The organism is Sphingobium ummariense RL-3, assembly GCF_000447205.1.
Taxonomy (GTDB): Bacteria; Pseudomonadota; Alphaproteobacteria; order Sphingomonadales; family Sphingomonadaceae; genus Sphingobium; species Sphingobium ummariense.
This window is the reverse complement of record NZ_AUWY01000048.1, coordinates 107,128-125,319: the sequence shown is the minus strand read 5'-3', so window position 1 is coordinate 125,319 and position 18,192 is coordinate 107,128. Positions and strand designations below refer to the sequence as shown.

At 65.3% G+C, this 18,192-nt stretch carries 18 protein-coding genes and 1 pseudogene; 7 read left to right on the top strand and 12 right to left on the bottom strand.

The window, feature by feature from the left end:
- Positions 1-5: 5 nt before the first annotated feature.
- Complete coding sequence (locus M529_RS31185) at positions 6-1,325, bottom strand: UDP-glucose dehydrogenase family protein (protein ID WP_021317184.1); 1,320 nt, start codon at positions 1,323-1,325, stop codon at positions 6-8.
- A gap of 168 nt (positions 1,326-1,493) precedes the next feature.
- Between M529_RS31185 and wecB the strand changes: the two genes are divergently transcribed.
- Both wecB and M529_RS31175 read left to right on the top strand, forming a co-directional pair.
- Entirely contained in the window at positions 1,494-2,606 is a 1,113-nt protein-coding gene (gene wecB, locus M529_RS31180) for a non-hydrolyzing UDP-N-acetylglucosamine 2-epimerase (protein WP_021317183.1), read from the top strand.
- Positions 2,607-2,739: 133 nt separating this feature from the next.
- Complete coding sequence (locus M529_RS31175; RefSeq protein ID WP_021317181.1) at positions 2,740-3,006, top strand: hypothetical protein; 267 nt, start codon at positions 2,740-2,742, stop codon at positions 3,004-3,006.
- A 13-nt stretch (positions 3,007-3,019) separates the two neighbouring features.
- On the opposite strand, the pseudogene M529_RS48270 reads toward M529_RS31175, so the two are convergent.
- Positions 3,020-3,777: pseudogene (locus M529_RS48270) on the bottom strand (IS5 family transposase).
- A 173-nt stretch (positions 3,778-3,950) separates the two neighbouring features.
- Here M529_RS48270 and wecC point away from each other — a divergent pair.
- From wecC to M529_RS31150, 3 genes are all read left to right on the top strand, one after another.
- On the top strand, positions 3,951-5,246 hold the full coding sequence (gene wecC / locus M529_RS31160; RefSeq protein WP_021317180.1) for a UDP-N-acetyl-D-mannosamine dehydrogenase: 1,296 nt from the start codon (positions 3,951-3,953) through the stop codon (positions 5,244-5,246).
- Between the two features lie 135 nt (positions 5,247-5,381).
- Positions 5,382-6,062 carry a polysaccharide biosynthesis/export family protein gene (locus tag M529_RS31155; RefSeq protein WP_021317179.1) on the top strand — a complete coding sequence of 227 codons (681 nt, stop codon included), beginning with the start codon at positions 5,382-5,384 and terminating at the stop codon, positions 6,060-6,062.
- Positions 6,063-6,067: 5 nt separating this feature from the next.
- A complete protein-coding gene (locus M529_RS31150) occupies positions 6,068-8,176 on the top strand; it encodes a GumC family protein (protein WP_408021267.1) in 2,109 nt (702 codons plus the stop codon).
- Between the two features lie 118 nt (positions 8,177-8,294).
- Here M529_RS31150 and M529_RS49115 read toward each other — a convergent pair whose 3' ends face one another.
- The 4 genes from M529_RS49115 to purS all read right to left on the bottom strand — a co-directional run bounded on the left by M529_RS49115 (position 8,295) and on the right by purS (position 10,134).
- The gene (locus M529_RS49115; RefSeq protein ID WP_152522549.1) at positions 8,295-8,612 is read right to left on the bottom strand and encodes a hypothetical protein; all 318 of its coding nucleotides are present in this window, start codon (positions 8,610-8,612) and stop codon (positions 8,295-8,297) included.
- Between the two features lie 145 nt (positions 8,613-8,757).
- Complete coding sequence (locus tag M529_RS31145) at positions 8,758-9,024, bottom strand: hypothetical protein (protein WP_021317177.1); 267 nt, start codon at positions 9,022-9,024, stop codon at positions 8,758-8,760.
- Between the two features lie 198 nt (positions 9,025-9,222).
- Positions 9,223-9,897 carry a phosphoribosylformylglycinamidine synthase subunit PurQ gene (gene purQ, locus M529_RS31140; protein ID WP_021317176.1) on the bottom strand — a complete coding sequence of 225 codons (675 nt, stop codon included), beginning with the start codon at positions 9,895-9,897 and terminating at the stop codon, positions 9,223-9,225.
- A gap of 3 nt (positions 9,898-9,900) precedes the next feature.
- A complete protein-coding gene (gene purS, locus M529_RS31135; RefSeq protein WP_021317175.1) occupies positions 9,901-10,134 on the bottom strand; it encodes a phosphoribosylformylglycinamidine synthase subunit PurS in 234 nt (77 codons plus the stop codon).
- Positions 10,135-10,260: 126 nt separating this feature from the next.
- On the opposite strand from purS, the gene M529_RS49975 reads away from it, so the two are divergent.
- Positions 10,261-10,410 carry a hypothetical protein gene (locus tag M529_RS49975; protein WP_021317174.1) on the top strand — a complete coding sequence of 50 codons (150 nt, stop codon included), beginning with the start codon at positions 10,261-10,263 and terminating at the stop codon, positions 10,408-10,410.
- A gap of 34 nt (positions 10,411-10,444) precedes the next feature.
- Positions 10,445-11,194 (top strand): sulfite exporter TauE/SafE family protein, encoded by a 750-nt coding sequence (locus M529_RS31130; RefSeq protein ID WP_021317173.1) that lies wholly within the window; start codon positions 10,445-10,447, stop codon positions 11,192-11,194.
- A 498-nt stretch (positions 11,195-11,692) separates the two neighbouring features.
- Here the strand turns inward: M529_RS31130 and purC are convergent, their stop codons facing one another.
- From purC to otsB, 6 genes are all read right to left on the bottom strand, one after another.
- Positions 11,693-12,475 (bottom strand): phosphoribosylaminoimidazolesuccinocarboxamide synthase, encoded by a 783-nt coding sequence (gene purC / locus M529_RS31125; protein WP_021317172.1) that lies wholly within the window; start codon positions 12,473-12,475, stop codon positions 11,693-11,695.
- Between the two features lie 142 nt (positions 12,476-12,617).
- The gene (locus M529_RS31120) at positions 12,618-13,907 is read right to left on the bottom strand and encodes an aminotransferase class V-fold PLP-dependent enzyme (RefSeq protein WP_021317171.1); all 1,290 of its coding nucleotides are present in this window, start codon (positions 13,905-13,907) and stop codon (positions 12,618-12,620) included.
- An 80-nt stretch (positions 13,908-13,987) separates the two neighbouring features.
- Complete coding sequence (locus M529_RS50535; protein ID WP_021317170.1) at positions 13,988-14,116, bottom strand: hypothetical protein; 129 nt, start codon at positions 14,114-14,116, stop codon at positions 13,988-13,990.
- A gap of 10 nt (positions 14,117-14,126) precedes the next feature.
- Positions 14,127-15,539, bottom strand: coding sequence for an alpha,alpha-trehalose-phosphate synthase (UDP-forming) (gene otsA / locus M529_RS31115; RefSeq protein ID WP_021317169.1), 1,413 nt, complete (start codon positions 15,537-15,539; stop codon positions 14,127-14,129).
- Positions 15,536-17,305 (bottom strand): glycoside hydrolase family 15 protein, encoded by a 1,770-nt coding sequence (locus M529_RS31110; RefSeq protein WP_269078863.1) that lies wholly within the window; start codon positions 17,303-17,305, stop codon positions 15,536-15,538. The genes otsA and M529_RS31110 overlap by 4 nt, the downstream gene beginning before the upstream one ends.
- Before the next feature lie 103 nt (positions 17,306-17,408).
- Entirely contained in the window at positions 17,409-18,173 is a 765-nt protein-coding gene (otsB, locus tag M529_RS31105) for a trehalose-phosphatase (protein ID WP_021317167.1), read from the bottom strand.
- Positions 18,174-18,192: the final 19 nt, after the last annotated feature.

Genomic DNA, 18,192 nt, shown 5'->3' with positions numbered 1-18,192 from the left:
TTTCTTCACTTTTCGGTACCTTTTCCGCCGACGCGAGAGAGGGTGAAGCCGGCGTTTTGGGCTTCCTGAATGGGGTATATGTTGCGCAGGTCGACGAGGGTTGGCTGGTTCATGGAGGCGGCGAGGCGCTTGAGATCGAGGGCGCGGAAGGCGTCCCATTCGGTGACGAGGACGAGCGCGTCGGCGCCTTTGGCGGCCTCATAGGCGTCCTTTGCCATGGTGACCTGTGGCATCAGCGGTGCGGCGACGTCCATGCCCTCGGGATCATAGGCGACGATGGTGGCGCCGGCATCTTCGAGCGCCTGGACGATGGCGATGCTGGGGGCGTCGCGCATGTCGTCGGTGTTGGGCTTGAAGGTGAGGCCGAGCAGGGCGACGGTCTTGCCGCGGGCCTCGCCGCCGAGCGCCTTGACGATCTTGCGGCCCATGGCGCGCTTCCTGAGGTCGTTGACCTGCACCACCGTCTCGACGATGCGGATCGGGGCGTCATGGTCCTGGCCGGTCTTGACCAGGGCCAGCGTGTCCTTGGGAAAGCAGGAGCCGCCATAGCCGGGCCCGGCATGGAGGAACTTGGAACCGATGCGGTTGTCGAGGCCAATGCCGCGCGCCACGTCCTGCACCTCGGCGCCCACCGCCTCGCACAGGTCCGCCATCTCGTTGATGAAGGTGATCTTGGTGGCGAGGAAGGCGTTGGCGGCATATTTGATGAGTTCGGCGGTGCGCCGCCCGGTGAACATCACCGGCGCCTGGTTGAGGTTCAGCGGCCGGTAGATCTGCGCCATCACGTCGATCGCGCGCTGGTCGCCGGTGGTGCCCACCACCACCCGGTCGGGCCGCTTGAAATCGCCGATCGCCGCGCCCTCGCGCAGGAACTCGGGGTTGGAAACCACCGCGATCTCCACGTCGCTCCGCGCCTCGCGCACGATCCGCTCCACCTCGTCGCCCGTGCCGACGGGCACCGTCGACTTGGTCACGATCACCGTCGGGCCATCCACCGCCGCCGCGATCTCCTTGGCCGCCGCATAGACATAGGACAGGTCCGCATGCCCGTCTCCCCGGCGCGACGGCGTCCCCACCGCGATGAAGATCGCGTCCGCGCCCTTCACCCCCTCGCCAAGGTCCGTCGTGAAGCTCAAGCGGCCCGCCGCCGCATTGCTCCCCACCAGATGGTCCAGCCCAGGCTCGTATATCGGCATCCGACCCGATTCGATCGCCGCAATCTTCCCCGCGTCCTTGTCCACGCACACCACGTCGTGACCAAAATCCGCAAAACACGCCCCTGACACCAAACCCACATAGCCCGTGCCGATCATCGTGATTTTCATAAGAAGTTCCGGCTCCCGCTCGATGAAGACTGCAACAGTCCTCTAGCATAGGTTCGTAACATTACAATTCGCCGCATTGCAGCAAGACATTTGTCGGCGTTCAGTAGCTGGTTACCATTTTCTGCGAGAGTCCATTGGGCAGGTACGGGAAGGCAAAGGAACGGTTTCATGAAGGTTGCGCTGGTGTTCGGTACCCGGCCGGAAGCGATCAAGATGTTCCCGGTGGTCCACGCCCTGCGTGCCCGGCCAGGCATCGACACGCGCGTCATCGTGACGGCGCAGCATCGCGGCCTGCTCGATCAGGTGCTCGCCATTGCCGGGGTCGTGCCGGACATCGACCTCGACGTCATGGTGCCCAACCAGACGCTCGACGGGCTGACGGCCAAGCTGATCGTCGAGCTGGGCAAGGCGTTCGACGCTGAAAAGCCCGATCGCATCCTCGTCCATGGCGACACGCTGACCACGATGGTGGCGAGCCTCGCGGCCTATTACCGCAAGATCCCGGTCGGCCATGTCGAGGCGGGCCTGCGCAGCGGCGACATCCACCATCCCTGGCCGGAGGAAGTGAACCGCCGCGTCGTCGCCTGCATCGCCGACATGAACTTCGCCCCGACCCAGGCCGCCGCCGAGGCACTGCGCGCGGAAAATCGCGATCCCGCCAGCATCCACATCACCGGCAACACCGTGATCGACGCGCTGCTCGCGACCCGCGACCGGGTGGTGGCCGATCCCAGGTTGGCGAGCGGCCTCGATCATCTCGCCGCACGCTTCGCCGGCAAGCGGATCGTCGCCGTCACCAGTCACAGGCGGGAGAATTTCGGCGGCGGCATGGAGGCGATCGCCCGCTCGATCGCCGACGTCGCCGCCCGCCCGGACGTGGCGGTGATCTTCCCCGTCCACCCCAACCCCAATGTCCGCCCGGTCATGGACGCCGTGCTGGGCGACCTGCCCAACGTCGCGATGATCGAGCCGCTCGACTATCCCCATTTCGTGCGGTTGCTGGACATGTGCCACTTGGTCCTCACCGACAGCGGCGGCGTGCAGGAAGAAGCCCCTTCGCTCGGCAAGCCCGTGCTGGTGATGCGCGAAACGACCGAGCGACCGGAGGGCGTGGAAGCCGGCACGGCGAAGCTCGTCGGCACCGACCGCGCGCTGATCGTGCGCGAGGTGCTGGGCCTGCTGGACGACGAAGACGCCTATGACGCCATGGCGCGCGCCCACAATCCCTTCGGCGATGGCCAAGCGGCAGAGCGGATCGCCGATGTCATTGCGGGCACATAATAAACGCGACGCATCGGCCCCGACCTGCTAGGGATCGGCCATCGCCGCGAAATTCCGCCTGCAAGCCTTCGCCCCGACCGAGAGACCATCGCGCTCCCGCTTGCCAAGCAAGGAGCGTCCCCATGTCCCCTTCATGTCCTTTCCACGCCATCGGTTCCGCCGCATGAGCCGCGCGATCAACCTCGATGCCGCCGTGGCCGATGTGGAGGCGCTCTGCGCCAAGCACAATGTCGCCATCTCGGTGATCGAGCCGCTCACTTCGGGCGGCACGCGCGTCGTGCTGCTCAATCCAGACGGGGCCGATCGGGTGCGTACCCTCATGAAGGCGAAGATCATCACCGCCACGGTCGTGCGGTCGCCCATGCACATGGCGCGCCAGCCCGTGCCCCGCTACCGCTAGAGCGGATCGACATTTATTGTAGCCAGATCATGGCGGCGGCGAGGTGTATGAAGCCGGTGAAGTGGATGGTTCGGCGTTCATATCGGGTGGCGAAGCGGCGGTAGTGCTTGAGCCTGTTGAAGCATCGCTCGATCTGGTTGCGATGCTTGTAGATGGCGACATCGTGGGGGATTACGGCCTTGCGGCAGCGGTTCGACGGGATCACCGCGATGGCGTCCATATCGGCGATCAGTGCGCGTAAGGCATTGCTGTCGTAGGCTTTATCGGCAAGCACGGCCTCGGCCTGCAGGCCGTTGAGCAAGGCCGGTGCAGTGGTAATGTCGCCGACCTGGCCGGCGGTGACGATAAAGCGCAGCGGCCGGCCGAACGTGTCGGCGAGCATGTGGATCTTGGTGGTCAGCCCGCCTCGGGAACGCCCCAGCGCCTGGTCGCAGGCCCCCCTTTCCCGCTCGCCGCCTGCTGGTGGGCACGAACGATGGTGCTATCGAGCATCAGATACTGATTGTCGCGGTCGGCCACCAGCGAGGCAAACACTCGCTCCCATACCCCGGCATGGCACCAGCGGCTGAACCGCCTGTGCACCGTCTTCCACTTGCCATAGCGTTCCGGAAGATCGCACCAGTGGGCGCCCGACCGTAGCACCCACAAACAACCGTTCACGAACAATCGGTTATCCGATCCCGTCCGGCCACGATCCCCCGCCTTGCCAGGCAGCAACGGCTCGATCCGCTGCCACTGCCCATCGCTCAACTCGTATCGCTTGATGCCCATCACCCGCTCCGTGCCATAACACGGAACCCCATGAATCAGACAGCCTCTCGCTTGGGAATCCTAAATGTCGATCCGCCCTAGGGGAGCCTCGCCCTTACCGACCCGACATTACCGAAATCTTCAGCATTTCCGGGCACAAGATCGGCCGAAATTCCGGCGATCGAGGATCATCCATGCCCGTAGATTCCAAGCAGAAGGTTTCCGTCATTGGCCTGGGCTATATCGGCCTGCCGACCGCCGCGCTGATCGCGCGCGGCGGGGCGCAGGTCGTCGGCGTCGACGTCTCCGCCCATGTGGTCGAGACGGTCAATTCGGGGCGCGTTCATATCGAGGAGGTCGATCTCGACGGCCTCGTCCAGGGCGTCGTCGCGCGGGGCAATCTGCGCGCGAGCCTGGCGGTCGAGGAAAGCGACGTCTTCATCATCGCCGTGCCGACCCCGGTGGCGGAGGATCGCGCGCCCGACATCAGCTATGTCCTGAAAGCCGCGCGCACCGTCGCCCCCGTGCTAAAGGCCGGCGACACCGTGATCCTCGAATCCACCTCGCCGGTCGGCACGACCGAAGCGATGCGCGACGTGATCGGCGCCATGCGCCCCGACCTGCGGATGCCGGGCACAGGCGGGCAGGGCGATATCGCCATCGCCTATTGCCCCGAGCGCGTTCTCCCCGGCCGCATCCTGGTCGAACTGATCGACAACGACCGTTGCATCGGCGGCATCACGCCGCGCTGCGCGCGCAAGGCGCTGGGCTTCTACCGCCAGTTCGTGCGCGGCGCGTGCATCACCACCACCGCCCGCGCGGCCGAGATGGTGAAGCTGGTCGAGAACAGCTTCCGCGACGTCAATATCGCTTTCGCCAACGAATTGTCGGTGATCGCCGAGAATATGGACATCGACGTGTGGGAGGTGATCCGCCTCGCCAACCGCCATCCGCGCGTCAACATCCTGTCGCCCGGCCCCGGCGTCGGCGGCCATTGCATCGCGGTCGACCCCTGGTTCATCGTCCACGGTGATCCGCAGAACGCCCGCATCATCCGCACCGCGCGCGAAGTGAACGACAGCAAGACGGATCATGTCGTCGCCAAGGCATCCGACCTGATCGACGAATTCCCGCAGGAAGACATCGCCTGCCTCGGTCTCGCCTTCAAGGCGAATATCGACGATTTCCGCGAGAGCCCGGCGGTGAAGGTCGCTGCACGTCTCGCCCGCCGCTATGGCCGCCGCGTGAAGCTGGTCGAACCCTATGCCCACGACCTGCCGATGGAGTTCGCAGGAACGGGGGCGGAACTGGTCGATCTCGATACGGCGCTGGAACAATGCGGCGTTTTCGTCATTCTTGTCGATCATGACATGTTCAAATCCGTTCCCGTCGACGAGCGCGCCGACAAGGTGGTTTACGACACGCGGGGGGTCTGGTCCGACCAGCCGCGTCGCACCGCCAGCCACGCGCCGGAACGGATCGCGGTCTGATCGTCTGCGCGGGCGCGCGATCCGTCCTTTCCGCTGTTGCCTTGGCGGTGCCATCCCCCTAACCCCCACCCCGGAGCTTGAACCGGATCGGCTGGGGTGCACGCGCGGATGAGAGTATCGGGACAGCGCAGGGCGATGGTGGCGATCCTCTGCGCGTGGCTGCCTTTGGCCGGATGCGCGACGGTGGAAGACGCGCCCCGCGAAGAAGCCGCTTATGCGGTCGTCCCGCCGCCACCTGCTGTCGGCATGGATTATCGCATCGCTCCAGACGATGTGCTGCGCATCCAGATCTATCATGAGCCCGACCTTTCGCTGGAGGATGCCCAGGTGACCGCCGCCGGCATGGTGCGCATGCCGCTGATCGGCGACGTTTCCGTGGCCGGGCTGTCCGCCGGCGAAGCCTCCGACGTGATCGCCGGGCGCTTGGGCGAGCGCTATCTCGTCTCGCCGCAGGTCACGGTGTTCGTGAAGAAGGCGGTCGGCCGCCGCATCACCGTGGACGGCGAAGTACGCGAACCCGGCCTCTTTCCGGTTGACGGGCGGCTGACCCTCGTGCAGGCCGTCGCGCTCGCCAAGGGGCCGACGCGGCTGGCGAGCCTGGGGCAGGTGGTGGTCGTGCGCCAGATCCAGGGCCAGCGCCAGGCGGCGATGTTCGACCTGGCCGCGATCCGCCGGGGCAAGGCCGCAGATCCCGAAATCCTGCCCGGCGACATGGTGATCGTCGGACTGTCGCGCGCGAAGGCGATCCTGGGCGGCGCGCTGCTCGCGGTGCCGGCATTGGCGACCGGCTTCATCGCGCTGGACGGCGGCCGGTGAACGCCGTGCCGCACATCCTGGCCGAGGAGGAGGCGATCGCCACGTCGGAAGGACGGACGGCCCGTTTCGTCGCCGGCGCGCGCCGCACCTGGACGATCATCCGCCGCCACCGCGTGATTCTGTTCGTCACCATGGCGCTGTGCATGCTCGCCGGCGCGGTGCTGATCCTGATGTCGACGCCGGACTATCGCGCGACCGCCTCGGTCGAGGTGGAGGACGTGCCGGCCGGCGCGGCGGGCGCGGGCGCGCTCCAGCACGCGGGCACGCCGGAGGATACGGCCTCGCTGATGCAGACCGAGCTGGAGGTGCTGCGCAGCCGGGCGCTCGCGGAGAGCGTCGCGCGCGAACTGGCATTGGTGGGCACGCCCACCTTCTTCCAGGGCATGGGGAAGCGGCGCCCCGCGCAGGGCACGGGCACGCTCAGCCAGCGACAGGTTGAGCAGGAGGCGGTGATCGGTCTGCTGCGGGAGAATCTGGACGTCGAGCTGCCCGGCAAGTCGCGCGTGCTGCGCATCAGCTTCACCAGCGCTGACCCCGTGCTCTCCGCGCGGGTCGCGAACAGCTATGCCGACAGCCTGATCCGGGCCGACCTCAAACGCGGGTTCGATTCCGGCGTGCAGGCGCGACGGTTCCTGCTGGGGGAACTGGACGGCGCCCGCCGCGACCTGGAACGGGCGGAGCGGGACATGGCGGTCTATGCCGCGCGTACGGGCGTGGCGGGGGACGAAGAGAAGGCCGGCGGCGCAACGGCCTTGCCGGCGCAGGGTTCGACCACCGCGCGCCTCGACCAGCTCAACGCCTTCCGCGCGCAGGCGATGGCGGACCGCATCGCTGCCCAGAAGCGCTGGGAGAGCGCGCGCCTGGCCAGCGCGGAAACGCTGCCGGAGGTGCTGGGTAACGGCGCGATGCAGCAGCTGATGGCGGAGCGGGCGCAGGCGCGCGCCGCGATCGTGGAGGAGCGGCAGTTCCGCAAGGACGATCACCCTGAAATGCGGGAAGCGCGGGCCCGGTTGGCGGCGCTGGACGACCAGGCGCAAGCGATGGCTGGAACTATCCGCGCCTCGCTCAAGGAGCAATATGACGTAGCGGTTCATGGCGAAAGGCAGATCGCCGCGGAGATCGCCGACCTCGAACGACAGGCGGTGGTCGAGCGCGGCCGCGATGTTCAGCTCGGCATCATGGAACGCACCGTCGATACCTACCGCATGCTGCATGACAGCCTGCTCCAGCGCTATCGCGACATGGCGTCGCAGGCGGGCTTTCAGGCCGGCCGTATCCAGCCGCTCGATCGCGCCGCGGTGCCTTCGCGCCCGTCCTCGCCCAATATCGGCATCACCATGCTGCTCGCCTCGCTGGGCGGGCTGGCACTTGGTCTGCTGCTGGTGGCGGGGCGGCATATGTTCGACGACGCCGTGACCTCTGCCCAAACGCTGGCCGAGCGCGCCGACGTGCCGTTGCTGGGCGCCGTGCCGGTGACCGGCGACAGCCCGCAGCCGCCGGAAATCTTCACGCCCATTGCTGCCTCGCTGCAGCTTGCCTCGCCGGCCGGCCTGCCGCGGTCCATCCTTGTCACCAGCGCTCAGGAAGGGGAGGGCAAGTCGCTGACCCTGCACGCGCTGGCGCTGGCGCTGGCGAAGCTGGGCAAGACCGTGCTGGTGATCGACGGCGACATGCGCCGCCCAGCGCAGCACCGCCTGTTCCGGGTGGCGCCCGCCGCCGGCATCAGCGAGGCGCTGACCGGCCAGGCGGCGGCGCAGGAACTGATCGTCGATACGGGCGTGCCGGGCGTGTCGCTGCTCGCTTGCGGTGCAATGCCGCCCAATCCGGCGGAGCTGCTGTCCACACCCGCGCTCGACGCGTTGCTGGCTGAAATGACCGGGCGCTACGACAGCATCCTGGTCGACGCCCCGCCCATATTGGGGCTGACCGACGCGCCGCTGCTCGCCGCGAAGACGCAGGCGACGGTGCTGGTGGTGGAATGGGGCCGCAATCATCATGGCGGCCTGCGCGTGGCGGTAGAGCGGCTGCGACGCGCAGGCGGCTCCATCGTCGGCGCGATCCTGACGAAGCAGCAGGGCCGGGCGCAGGATTACGACTATCACCGGGCGGGGTAGGGGCGGTGACTGCTAGCGACCATTTTTGGCCCTTCCGCCAGATATCCTCATCCTTGAAATCGGCCGCTCACTCAAATGAGAGTGAGGGCCGAATAACGAAATCTGGTGGAAAACAGACCTAAAGCTGTTCTGCAACAACGCCCCATTTCGCCCGGCCACATATTTGACTAGACGAAGTAGCAAGGCCGGGTTGGGACTGTTCTCGCCGCCAGATATTACGTCCGTTTGCGCCGTGCCCAATCTTCAATGCGATCACCTGAGCACCGCCGTTCATCGAGGCGATGTATCCATGCGCTGGTATTACATCGCTCACCTGCCTACCGTCATCTAAAACCTTCGTGACTTGCAAAGGTTCGGCAGCGCAGTTCCATATACGCTGGCTCAATTGGTCGCAGCCAGTAACGCTTAACAGCACAAAAATCAGGACGATCCGCATCAGAGCGATCGTCGCACGGTGTCCAAACGTCCGCAACCGGGGCAATCGTCCGCGATTGAATTTCCCCGCCCGCAGTCAGCTATCGGCGGTGTTCTTCACAAAACAGATCGTCTGAAATCCACCCATGATCGCCGGCCATTACAAATCACCGATGCTTGAAGGTCCAGCTTCGATGTTCGGCTTCCTCCCCGTTGATGAGATATTGCATCAGATGGGTTTCACCGTTCGGCCACGCGACAAGCTCATGATCGTTGATAAAACCAACTGTGATAGCGTCACCGCTTTCGGAGGCGTCCCATATAAGAGTTAGCCTGTCGCCCGGTTCCAACTCAAAGCACTCTGGCCATGGTTCGACCGACACATAGATCGGGCCTTCCTTCTGGTTTACAAAGCTGTGCTGGATTTGCGGCATAGGGCGGGCATAAAACGCCTGCCGGATTGTGCCAAGCGTCCGCTTGCGTCAATTCTCTTCCGCAAGCCGACCTTCCGCTAGCCACCCATCCCCATCATGCCAGCGCAGGCTGGCATCTCCCTTCTTCCGGCGAGGCGCTTCGTGAAATGAGATCCCGGCTTCCACCCGAATGCCGGATACTTGGATCAGCACCAGCCCTCAGACCCGCGCCAGCAGCCCTTCCACCAGGCCTTCGAACAGCCGTCGTCCATCCGTGCGGCCGTGGGCAGGCTCGATCACGCGCTCCGGGTGGGGCATCATCCCCAGCACATTGCCGCTTTCGTTGAGGATGCCGGCGATGTTCCGGGCGGAGCCGTTGACGCTCTCCCCATAGCGCAGCGCGACGCGGCCTTCGCCTTCCAGCCGGTCGAGCGTCGCATCGTCAGCGAAATAATTGCCGTCATGATGGGCGACCGGGAAATGGATCGCCTCGCCGGCGTCATAGCGGCTGGTGAAGGCGCTCTGGGCATTGTCCACCGTCAGCGCGACGTCGCGGCAGACGAAGTGGCCGCCGGCGTTGCGCAGCAGCGCGCCGGGCAGCAGCCCGCTCTCGGTCAGCACCTGGAAACCGTTGCAGATGCCGAGCACATAGGCGCCGCGTTCCGCCGCCCGCGCCACCGCCTGCATCACGGGCGACCGGGCCGCCATCGCCCCCGACCGCAGATAGTCGCCATAGGAAAATCCGCCAGGCACGCCGATCAGGTCGATGTCGTCGGGCAGTTCCGTGTCGCGATGCCAGATCATCGCCGGCTTCGTGCCCGAAACGGCCTCGAACGCCACCGCCAGGTCGCGGTCGCAATTGCTGCCGGGAAAGACGATGACGGCGCTCTTCATGGCTCAGGCGACCTTTTCGATGCGGTAATTCTCGATCACCGTGTTGGCGAGCAGCTTGCGACACATGGCGTCGATGTCCTCGTCGCTGGTGCCGTCGGCCACGTCCAGTTCGATCAGCTTGCCGGCACGCACGTCGTTCACGCCGGAAAAGCCCAGCCCCTCCAGCGCATGATGGATCGCCTTGCCCTGCGGGTCCAGGACACCGCCCTTGAGCGTGACGAAGATGCGGGCTTTCATGGGGGCTCCTTTTGCGGGTCGGCTTTGCCGCTCCCCCTAGGCCCGGCGCGCCCGGCAGGCAAGCCATTATCCCTTTGTTAGCACCTGCGGCGATAGCGTCGCAGCCAGGGGGAATGGTAGAGCGGTATGTCGGGTCTCGCACTGGCGATGTTTGTCGGGCTGTTCGCCTGGGGGCAGCAGATCGTGGGATATGACGATCCGCAGGGCAAGGTACAGCTCGCGCTGCTCGCGACGTTCAGCTTCGGCCTTCTGATCGGCTATCGCGCCAATAAATGATGCGCGATCCGCCCGCCTGCGTTAGGCGCGGCGGATGAGTCCCGAAGTCACCTATTATCTCTGCGCCATCATCGCCGTCACGCTTTCCGGCCTTGCCAAGGGCGGCTTTTCCGGCATCGGTGCCCTTGCCATGCCGGTGATGGTGCTGGGCGTCGATCCGGTGCGGGGCGCGGCGATCATGCTGCCGATCCTGATCCTGCAGGATGCCGTCAGCGTGTGGGCGTTCCGCCGCAGCTGGGACAGCTCCGTGCTGCGGGCGATGCTGCCGGGCATGGCGATCGGCGTGGGGCTGGGCTATCTCTTCGCCGCCCAGGTGTCGGAAAAGGCGGTGCTGGGCGCCGTCGGCGGCATATCGCTGGTCTTCGGCCTGCAACGGCTGTGGAGCGAGCGGGGCGGGGCCGTCGTCCTGCCCTCCAACTCGCCGGCCTGGGTGGGGACGCTGTTCGGCGTCGCTTCCGGCTTCACCAGCCAGATCGCCCATGCGGGCGCGCCGCCCTTCCAGATGTGGGTGCTGCCCAAGCGGCTGCCGCGCGACGTGCTGGTGGGCACGACCGCCATTGCCTTTGCCGTGATGAACTGGATCAAGGTGCCGGCCTATGCCGCGCTCGGCCAATTCACCCGCGCCAACCTCCTTGCGACGGCGCTGCTGGTGCCGGTCGCCTTCGCCGCGACGCTGGCGGGCGTGGTGCTGGTCCGCCGTGTCGATCCCGCGCGCTTCTACACCATCATCTATGCGCTGATGGTGCTGCTGGGGCTGAAACTGGTGATCGACGCGCTGCTGTGAGGTTGAGGCGCGATGGACCATGGCGGTTCGCGGCCAATCTCCGTCATCCCAGCGAAGGCTGGGATCTCACTTTTCTTTTCCCGCATCAGCCTCAAAAGAAGGAAGAGAGATCCCAGCTTTCGCTGGGATGGCGGTGGACTTATGTCCGCTCTCCACCCACCATCCTGACCCTCGGATGACCCGCAGCACTAGGCTCTTCAAATGTAGGATTTCCCATGGTTTACCATGGCGGTGGAGCAGCCTCACCCCATTCGTCGCGCGCCCCGGATCGCAGGGCATTTCACCAGTCCGAATGTGGCGCCTGACTGGCGCGTCCCTGTGGCCTTGCCGTTACCCGACTGTCGCGTCGCTGGCGCGTCGGTGTCGCGCAACTGTCGCGTCAGTGGCGCGTCGCAGAGACTTTGGCGTTACTTTCCGTCCGAAAAACCCGACGACACTGTGAACTTCGCCGTGGCGCGTCCCTATCGCGCCGCGATCCCCTCACGGCGCGTCCCGTCCTCAGTCCTTGCTGCGCTTCTTGCGGTGAGTGTCGAGGTCCAGCACGGTGGTGTCCAGCCCCTCGGGCAGCAGGCCCAGCCGGCGCGCGACTTCCTGATAGGCCTCCACCTCTCCGCCCAGGTCACGGCGGAAACGGTCCTTGTCCAGCTTCTCGCCGGTCGCCATGTCCCACAGGCGGCAGCCGTCGGGGCTGATCTCGTCGGCCAGGATGATGCGGCTATAGTCGCCGTCATACAGCCGGCCGAACTCCAGCTTGAAATCGATCAGGCGGATGCCGATGCCCGCGAACAGGCCGCACATGAAGTCGTTGATGCGGATCGCCATGTCGGCGATGTCGTGCATTTCGTCCTGATTGGCCCAGCCGAAGCAGGCGATATGCTCTTCCGACACCAGCGGGTCGCCCAGCGCGTCGTCCTTGTAGCAATATTCGATCAGCGTGCGGGGCAGCTGCGTGCCTTCCTCGATGCCCAGCTTCTTGCTGAGCGATCCGGCGGCGACGTTGCGCACGATCACCTCGATCGGCACGATCTCGACCTGGCGCACCAGCTGCTCGCGCATGTTGAGCCGGCGGATGAAATGGGTGGGCACGCCGATCTGGCCGAGCAGGGTGAAGATATGCTCGGAAATGCGGTTGTTGAGCACGCCCTTGCCCGAGATCGTGCCCTTTTTCTGGGCGTTGAAGGCGGTGGCGTCGTCCTTGAAATACTGAATGATCGTGCCGGGCTCCGGGCCTTCGTAAAGGATCTTTGCCTTGCCTTCGTAGATCTGGCGGCGACGGGCCATGCGCGTTCCTGACTTCCCAACAAAGAATGCGCCCCGGCAAACCCGAATCGAAAGGATCAGCGGGTGCCGGGGCTGCTTGGAAGCGGCCCATAGAACAAAGTGGGCCGAGGCGCAATTCTTCCTCCCCGGCAGCAAGGGGCTGCTAGGCGACGCCCTTCATCTTGCGGAACGCATCGAACAGGCCAAGGAAGCGGTCGATATCGCTCTTCGACAGGAAATAGGGCGTCGCCAGGCGCAGGCGGCTGGGATTGCCGCCGCGGATGCGGACCTTGTGGTTCTTCCACAGCCAGTCCTGCAATTCCATTCGCTGTACCGGCGGCACGTTCACCGTGGCGATGGCGCAGCGCAGCGCCGGATCGGGCGAGGTCCAGCTTTCCGCGCCGCGCTTCATCATCTCCGCGTGGATATGGTCGGCCAGCATCCGGTTGCGCTTCTCGATCCGGTCGATGCCGATGGCGTTGGCGAAGGCGACCGCCGCATTGAGGCCCATCAGCGTCGGGATGCAGGACGAACCGATCTGCATGTACCGGTCCGCCTTGCGCGTCGGATCGTCATAGCCGCCCGTCGCGATGGTGTTCCACACCCGGTCCATGATCGCCTCGTCCCGCAGGTAGAGGAAGCCCGTGCCTTTGGTCGCGAACAGCCATTTGTGCATGGACCCGGTATAGAGGTCGCAGCCCAGGTCGTTGAGGTCGACCTTCATCATGCCGGGCGCATGGGCGCCGTCGACCGCGGACACGATGCCTTTCGACCGGGCGAGCGCTGCAATGTCCTTGATGGGGAGGACAACGCCGGTCGCCGTGCTGATATGGCTGACGAAGAAGATCTTCGTCCGGGGCGTTATCGCGTCGTTGATGCGGTTCAGGATGTCCGCCGGACTCTTGGGCGGTTTGGGCATGGCGAATTTCTTGACCACCATGCCGTAGCGGCGCTGGCGGAGCATCCAGGGCATTTCGCCCGACCCGTGCTCCTCGTCGGAGATCAGCACCTCGTCGCCGGCCTTCATGTCGAAGCCGTTGGCGATATAGCTGTTCGCTTCCGTGCAGTTGCGCAGGATCGCCATCTGATCGACCTGGGCGCCCATGAAGTCGGCGAAGGGCTTGCGATAGTCATCCCACGACCCGTAGCCCCAGATCGGATAATCCTCCGAACCGGCCTGTGTCATCTGCTCGGTCTGCTCGAAACCGTCGAAGATTGCCTTGAGCACGGGGCGGGGCGAGGAGCCGACGGTGCCGACATTGAGGTTCACGACGTCGGCCGGGATCAGGAACTGACGGCGCAGGGCTGCCCAATAAGCATCCTCATTCTTCCCGTAGAGGTCAGGCGGGGGCAGCGGCACCGGGGCGAGCGCCTGCGCGGACAGGGCCTCGGGCAAGGGCAGGAGGCCGCCGGCGACCGCCGCGCTGCCGAGGAAGGAACGACGGTCGAACATCGGGCACCTCGCTTGCAAAGGACGGAAGCGATCGGCGGCTCCCGCTTCCGCATGAACGAGGAAGGCAAGGAAATCCCCCGCTACAGCACGTCGCCGAACATGAACCAGAGAAGCGCGAGCCAGGCGACGAGACCGACGACGCCCACGATCACACCCGCGCGGGCACGCACTGCGGCAAGCGGGCCGCTGGGTTCATCCTCCTCGATCATGCGGGAAGGTTTAACCGTTGGTCACTTCCGCTTCAACGGCTGGCGTACCGTTCTCCTGGCGGACGGCCATGAGTCGTCCCGTGAAACACTGGCGCCACCAACTGATGTCCTGCTTCTCCACGCTGTCCATCATGGCCTGCCAGCGCCGCTTGCGTTCATCGAGCGGCATGGCAAGCGCCCGGCTGATCGCGTCCGACATCTCCTCCGGGCTGTAGGGGTTGATGAGCAGCGCGTCCTTCAGTTGCATCGCAGCGCCGGCGAAGCGCGACAGGATGAGGACGCCGGGATCGTCGGGGTCCTGGGCGGCCACATATTCCTTGGCGACCAGGTTCATGCCGTCGCGCAGCGGCGTCACCAGTCCGATCTTCGCCGCTCGGTAGATGCCGGCGAGGCGATCGCGCGGATAGCCCTGGTTGACGTACCGGATCGGCGTCCAATCGACATCGCTATATTCGCCGTTGATGCGGCCGGCGAGCGAGTCGAGCGTGGCCCGGATCTGCTGGTAACTCTCCACCTCCCCGCGGGAGGGCGGGGCGATCTGCGTCAGCACGACCTTGCGATGATGTTCGGGATGGTCCTTCAGGAAACGCGCATAGCCGTTGAAGCGCTCCTCCAGACCCTTGCTGTAGTCCAGCCGGTCGACCCCCACGATCATGGAGCGGTCCTGCAGCGAACGGCGGACCTTTTCGTGCATGTCCTTGGCAATGTCGCTGCCGGCTGCGTCGGCGAATTCCTGCGCGTTGATGCCGATGGGACAGGCCACCGCCTGGATCGTGCGGTCGCCCACGGTGACGAAATCGCCGTCCACCGTCCCGCCCATCTCGCGTTCGACATAGTGGCGGAACGATTCCAGCCATTCCTCGGTATGAAAGCCAACGACGTCATAGGCGAAGAGCGTGTTCACCAGCTTGCTGTGATGGGGCAACGACACCAGCAACCGCGTCGGCGGCCAGGGGATATGCAGGAAGAAGCCCATGCGATTCCGGTGGCCCCGGTCGCGCAGCATCTGGCCAAGCGGGATCATATGATAGTCGTGGACCCAGATGACGTCCTCGGGCTCGATCAAAGGGCTCGCAGTGTCGGCGAAGCGCTCGTTGACGCGATTGTAGCCGCCCTCGAAATCGCGCGCATATTCGGCCAGGTCGATGCGGAAATGGAACAGCGGCCACAGCGTCTTGTTGGCGTAGCCGTTATAATATTCGTCGACGTCCTGCTCCTCCAGGTCGATCGTCGCCGTCTTGACGCCGTCATCCTCGTTGAAGCCGATATGGCCGGTGAAGTTGTCGGTGACTTCGCCGGACCAGCCGACCCATATGCCGCGGCTTTCGCGCAGCGCCTGCGACAGGGCGACGGCGAGGCCGCCCTGATTTCCGGCCTTGTTCGGACGGCTTACGCGGTTGGAAATGACGATCAGACGGCTCATCGCATGACGCTCCATGGCTTGCTGAGCAGCACGGCGCAGTTGACGATGCCGACCAACGAATAGGTTTGCGGGTAATTGCCCCACAGTTCTCCCGTTGCCGGGTCGATATCCTCGGACAGCAGGCCGGCGGCCGTGCGGCGGGACAGCATCTCCTCGAACAGGGCGCGCGCCTCTTCCGTCCTACCGGTGCGGTGCAGTGCCTCGATCAGCCAGAAGGTGCAGACGTTGAAGGCGGTCACCGGCTCGCCGAAGTCGTCGGGCGCGCTGTAGCGAAGCATGTTGTTGCCGCGCCGCAGATCGGCCTCCAGCGCCTTGAGCGTGCCTATGAACATCGGATTGTCGGCGCTGAGGAAGCGCAGGTCGAGCAGTTGGAGCAGCGAGGCGTCGCGAGCGTCGTCCTCGAAATTGGCGGAGATGGCGTTGCTGTCCGTGCGCCATGCCGATTGGAGGATGCGCGCCTTCATCACCTCGGCGCGTTGGCGCCAATGCACTTCCTTCTCCGGCAGGCCCAGCGCCTGCGCCGCATGGGACAGACGGTCACAGGCTGCCCAGCACATGACCGCGCTATAGCTGTGCACATGCGCGCGCGTGCGCAGTTCCCAAAGGCCTGCGTCCGGCTTGTCATAGACCTGCCAGGCGCGTTCGCCCACGGCCTCCAGCGCTTCGAAATCGGCCAGGCCGGCCATCCGCAACAGGCGCTGGTCGATGAAGCCTTGGACGGAGGAGAGCACGATCTGGCCATAGGCATCGTGCTGGATCTGGTTATAGGCGGCATTGCCTACGCGAACCGGTCCCATGCCGCGATAGCCGGGCAGGTTCGTCGCTTCCCATTCGGTCAGCGTCGCATTTCCGCGGACGTCGTAGAGTGGCTGGATATGCCCGCCACGCGCCCCGTCCACGATATTGCGGAGGTAGACGAGATAGCTTTCGAGCACGTCGAGGGCACCCAGCCGGTTCAGAGCCTCCACCGTATAATATGCGTCCCTGATCCAGCAGTAGCGATAGTCCCAGTTGCGTCCGGAATCAGCATGCTCGGGAATGCTGGTCGTCAGCGCCGCGACGATCGCACCGGTTTCTTCATGCTGGCAGAGCTTCAGAGTAATGGCGGATCGGATGACCGCCTCCTGCCATTCGGCAGGAATGGCGAGGCCGCGCACCCAGAGCTGCCATTCATTGATGGTATCGTCCAGCATGCGTTCGACCGCCGGCCGTAATGCGTCGGAAAAGCTTTCATCCGGCCCCAGGAAGAAATGCATGTCCTGTTCCAGCCGGAAGAAGCTTTCCTGCGAGATCAGGCCGATGGGCGCGTTGGTCGACAGGCGCATCGCCATGTAGGACAGAACGATGCGGACATGGTTGGAGCCATAGGTGATCGGCACTTTTTCGCCATTCCACGAGGTCGTCGGCCGCAGGCGTACCCGGATGCGGGGGGAGCCAGCCACCGGGCGCACGACGCGGGCGAAGGCGACCGGGCGGTACATGCGGCCCTTGTGCCGGTGCCGGGGGCAGAAGTCGTAGATTTCGATCGCGTTGCCCTGGTCGTCGCTCTGCCGGGTAACGAGGACAGGCGTGTTGCGGACATAGCGCTGCTCGGTGCGCTGGCAATGCTCCAGCTCAATAGCCCAGAAGCCGCTCGCGTTCGGCGCGTCCCAAGCCTTGTCGTCTAGCAGCGCCGAAAAGACGGGGTCGCCATCGACTCGGGGAACGCAGGCCCACACCAATCGACCTGCGCAGTCGATGAGCGCGGATGCCTGGCAATTTCCGATCGGCCAGAGGTCGAGCGTTCGCTCGTTGCCGGGTGCGATATTGTCCTGCTCTGCGCTGATCGGTCCGTCCCCCCTTTTCCAGTGAACAGGGGATGCCGGACTTTCATATGTCGCGGACGGCCCCTTGGGAGAGATAATGCCTGACGGCGGCAACCTGTTCCAAGGAAAATGCCGCAGCCGTATTTCGCGGCGGACCAACCAGAATACCGGCCCCACCCAGTTCTGCAGCGGCGGCGAAGCCTTCCTCATCCGTGACATCGTCGCCAATGAACAGGGGGGTGCCGCCGGACATGGGTGCCTTTTCCATCAGGGCGCGGACGGCACTTCCCTTGTCGGCGCCACCGGGACGCAGTTCGACCAGCATCTTGCCCAGTTGCAGCGCCAGGCCGGAGCGTGCGGCAATGCGGCGGGCGAGATCGTCCGCTTCCTCCGCCCATTGCGGAGCGCCGCGGAAATGGAGGCCGACGCTGATCGTCTTGCGTTCGACCAACAGGCCAGGCTTGCCGTCTGCGAAGGCGTGGAAGGCGGCTTCGGCCTCGTCGACGGCGGGTAGGCGTGCGGGTCCCTCGATGGCCTTACCAGGATGCGCCAGTTCCAGGCCATGGGTGCCAGCAAGCAGGAAATCGCCCAAGCCTAGAGAGCGCAGGGTCGCGATAGAGCGGCCGCTGACGATGGCCAGGCGACCGACAAGCGCGCCCTGAAGCTGGGCCAGCAGGTCAAGCAATTCCCCGTCCACCACCACGCCGTCGGGTGTGTCGGCGATCGGCGCGAGCGTCCCGTCGAAATCGAGGAACAGCGCCGCCCCGCTCAGTAGCGCGGGCGGCGGAGGGGGAAGATCGGGAAGAGGGGAAAGAGCGGATTCGGACACGCGCGCAAGGTGGCGTGGT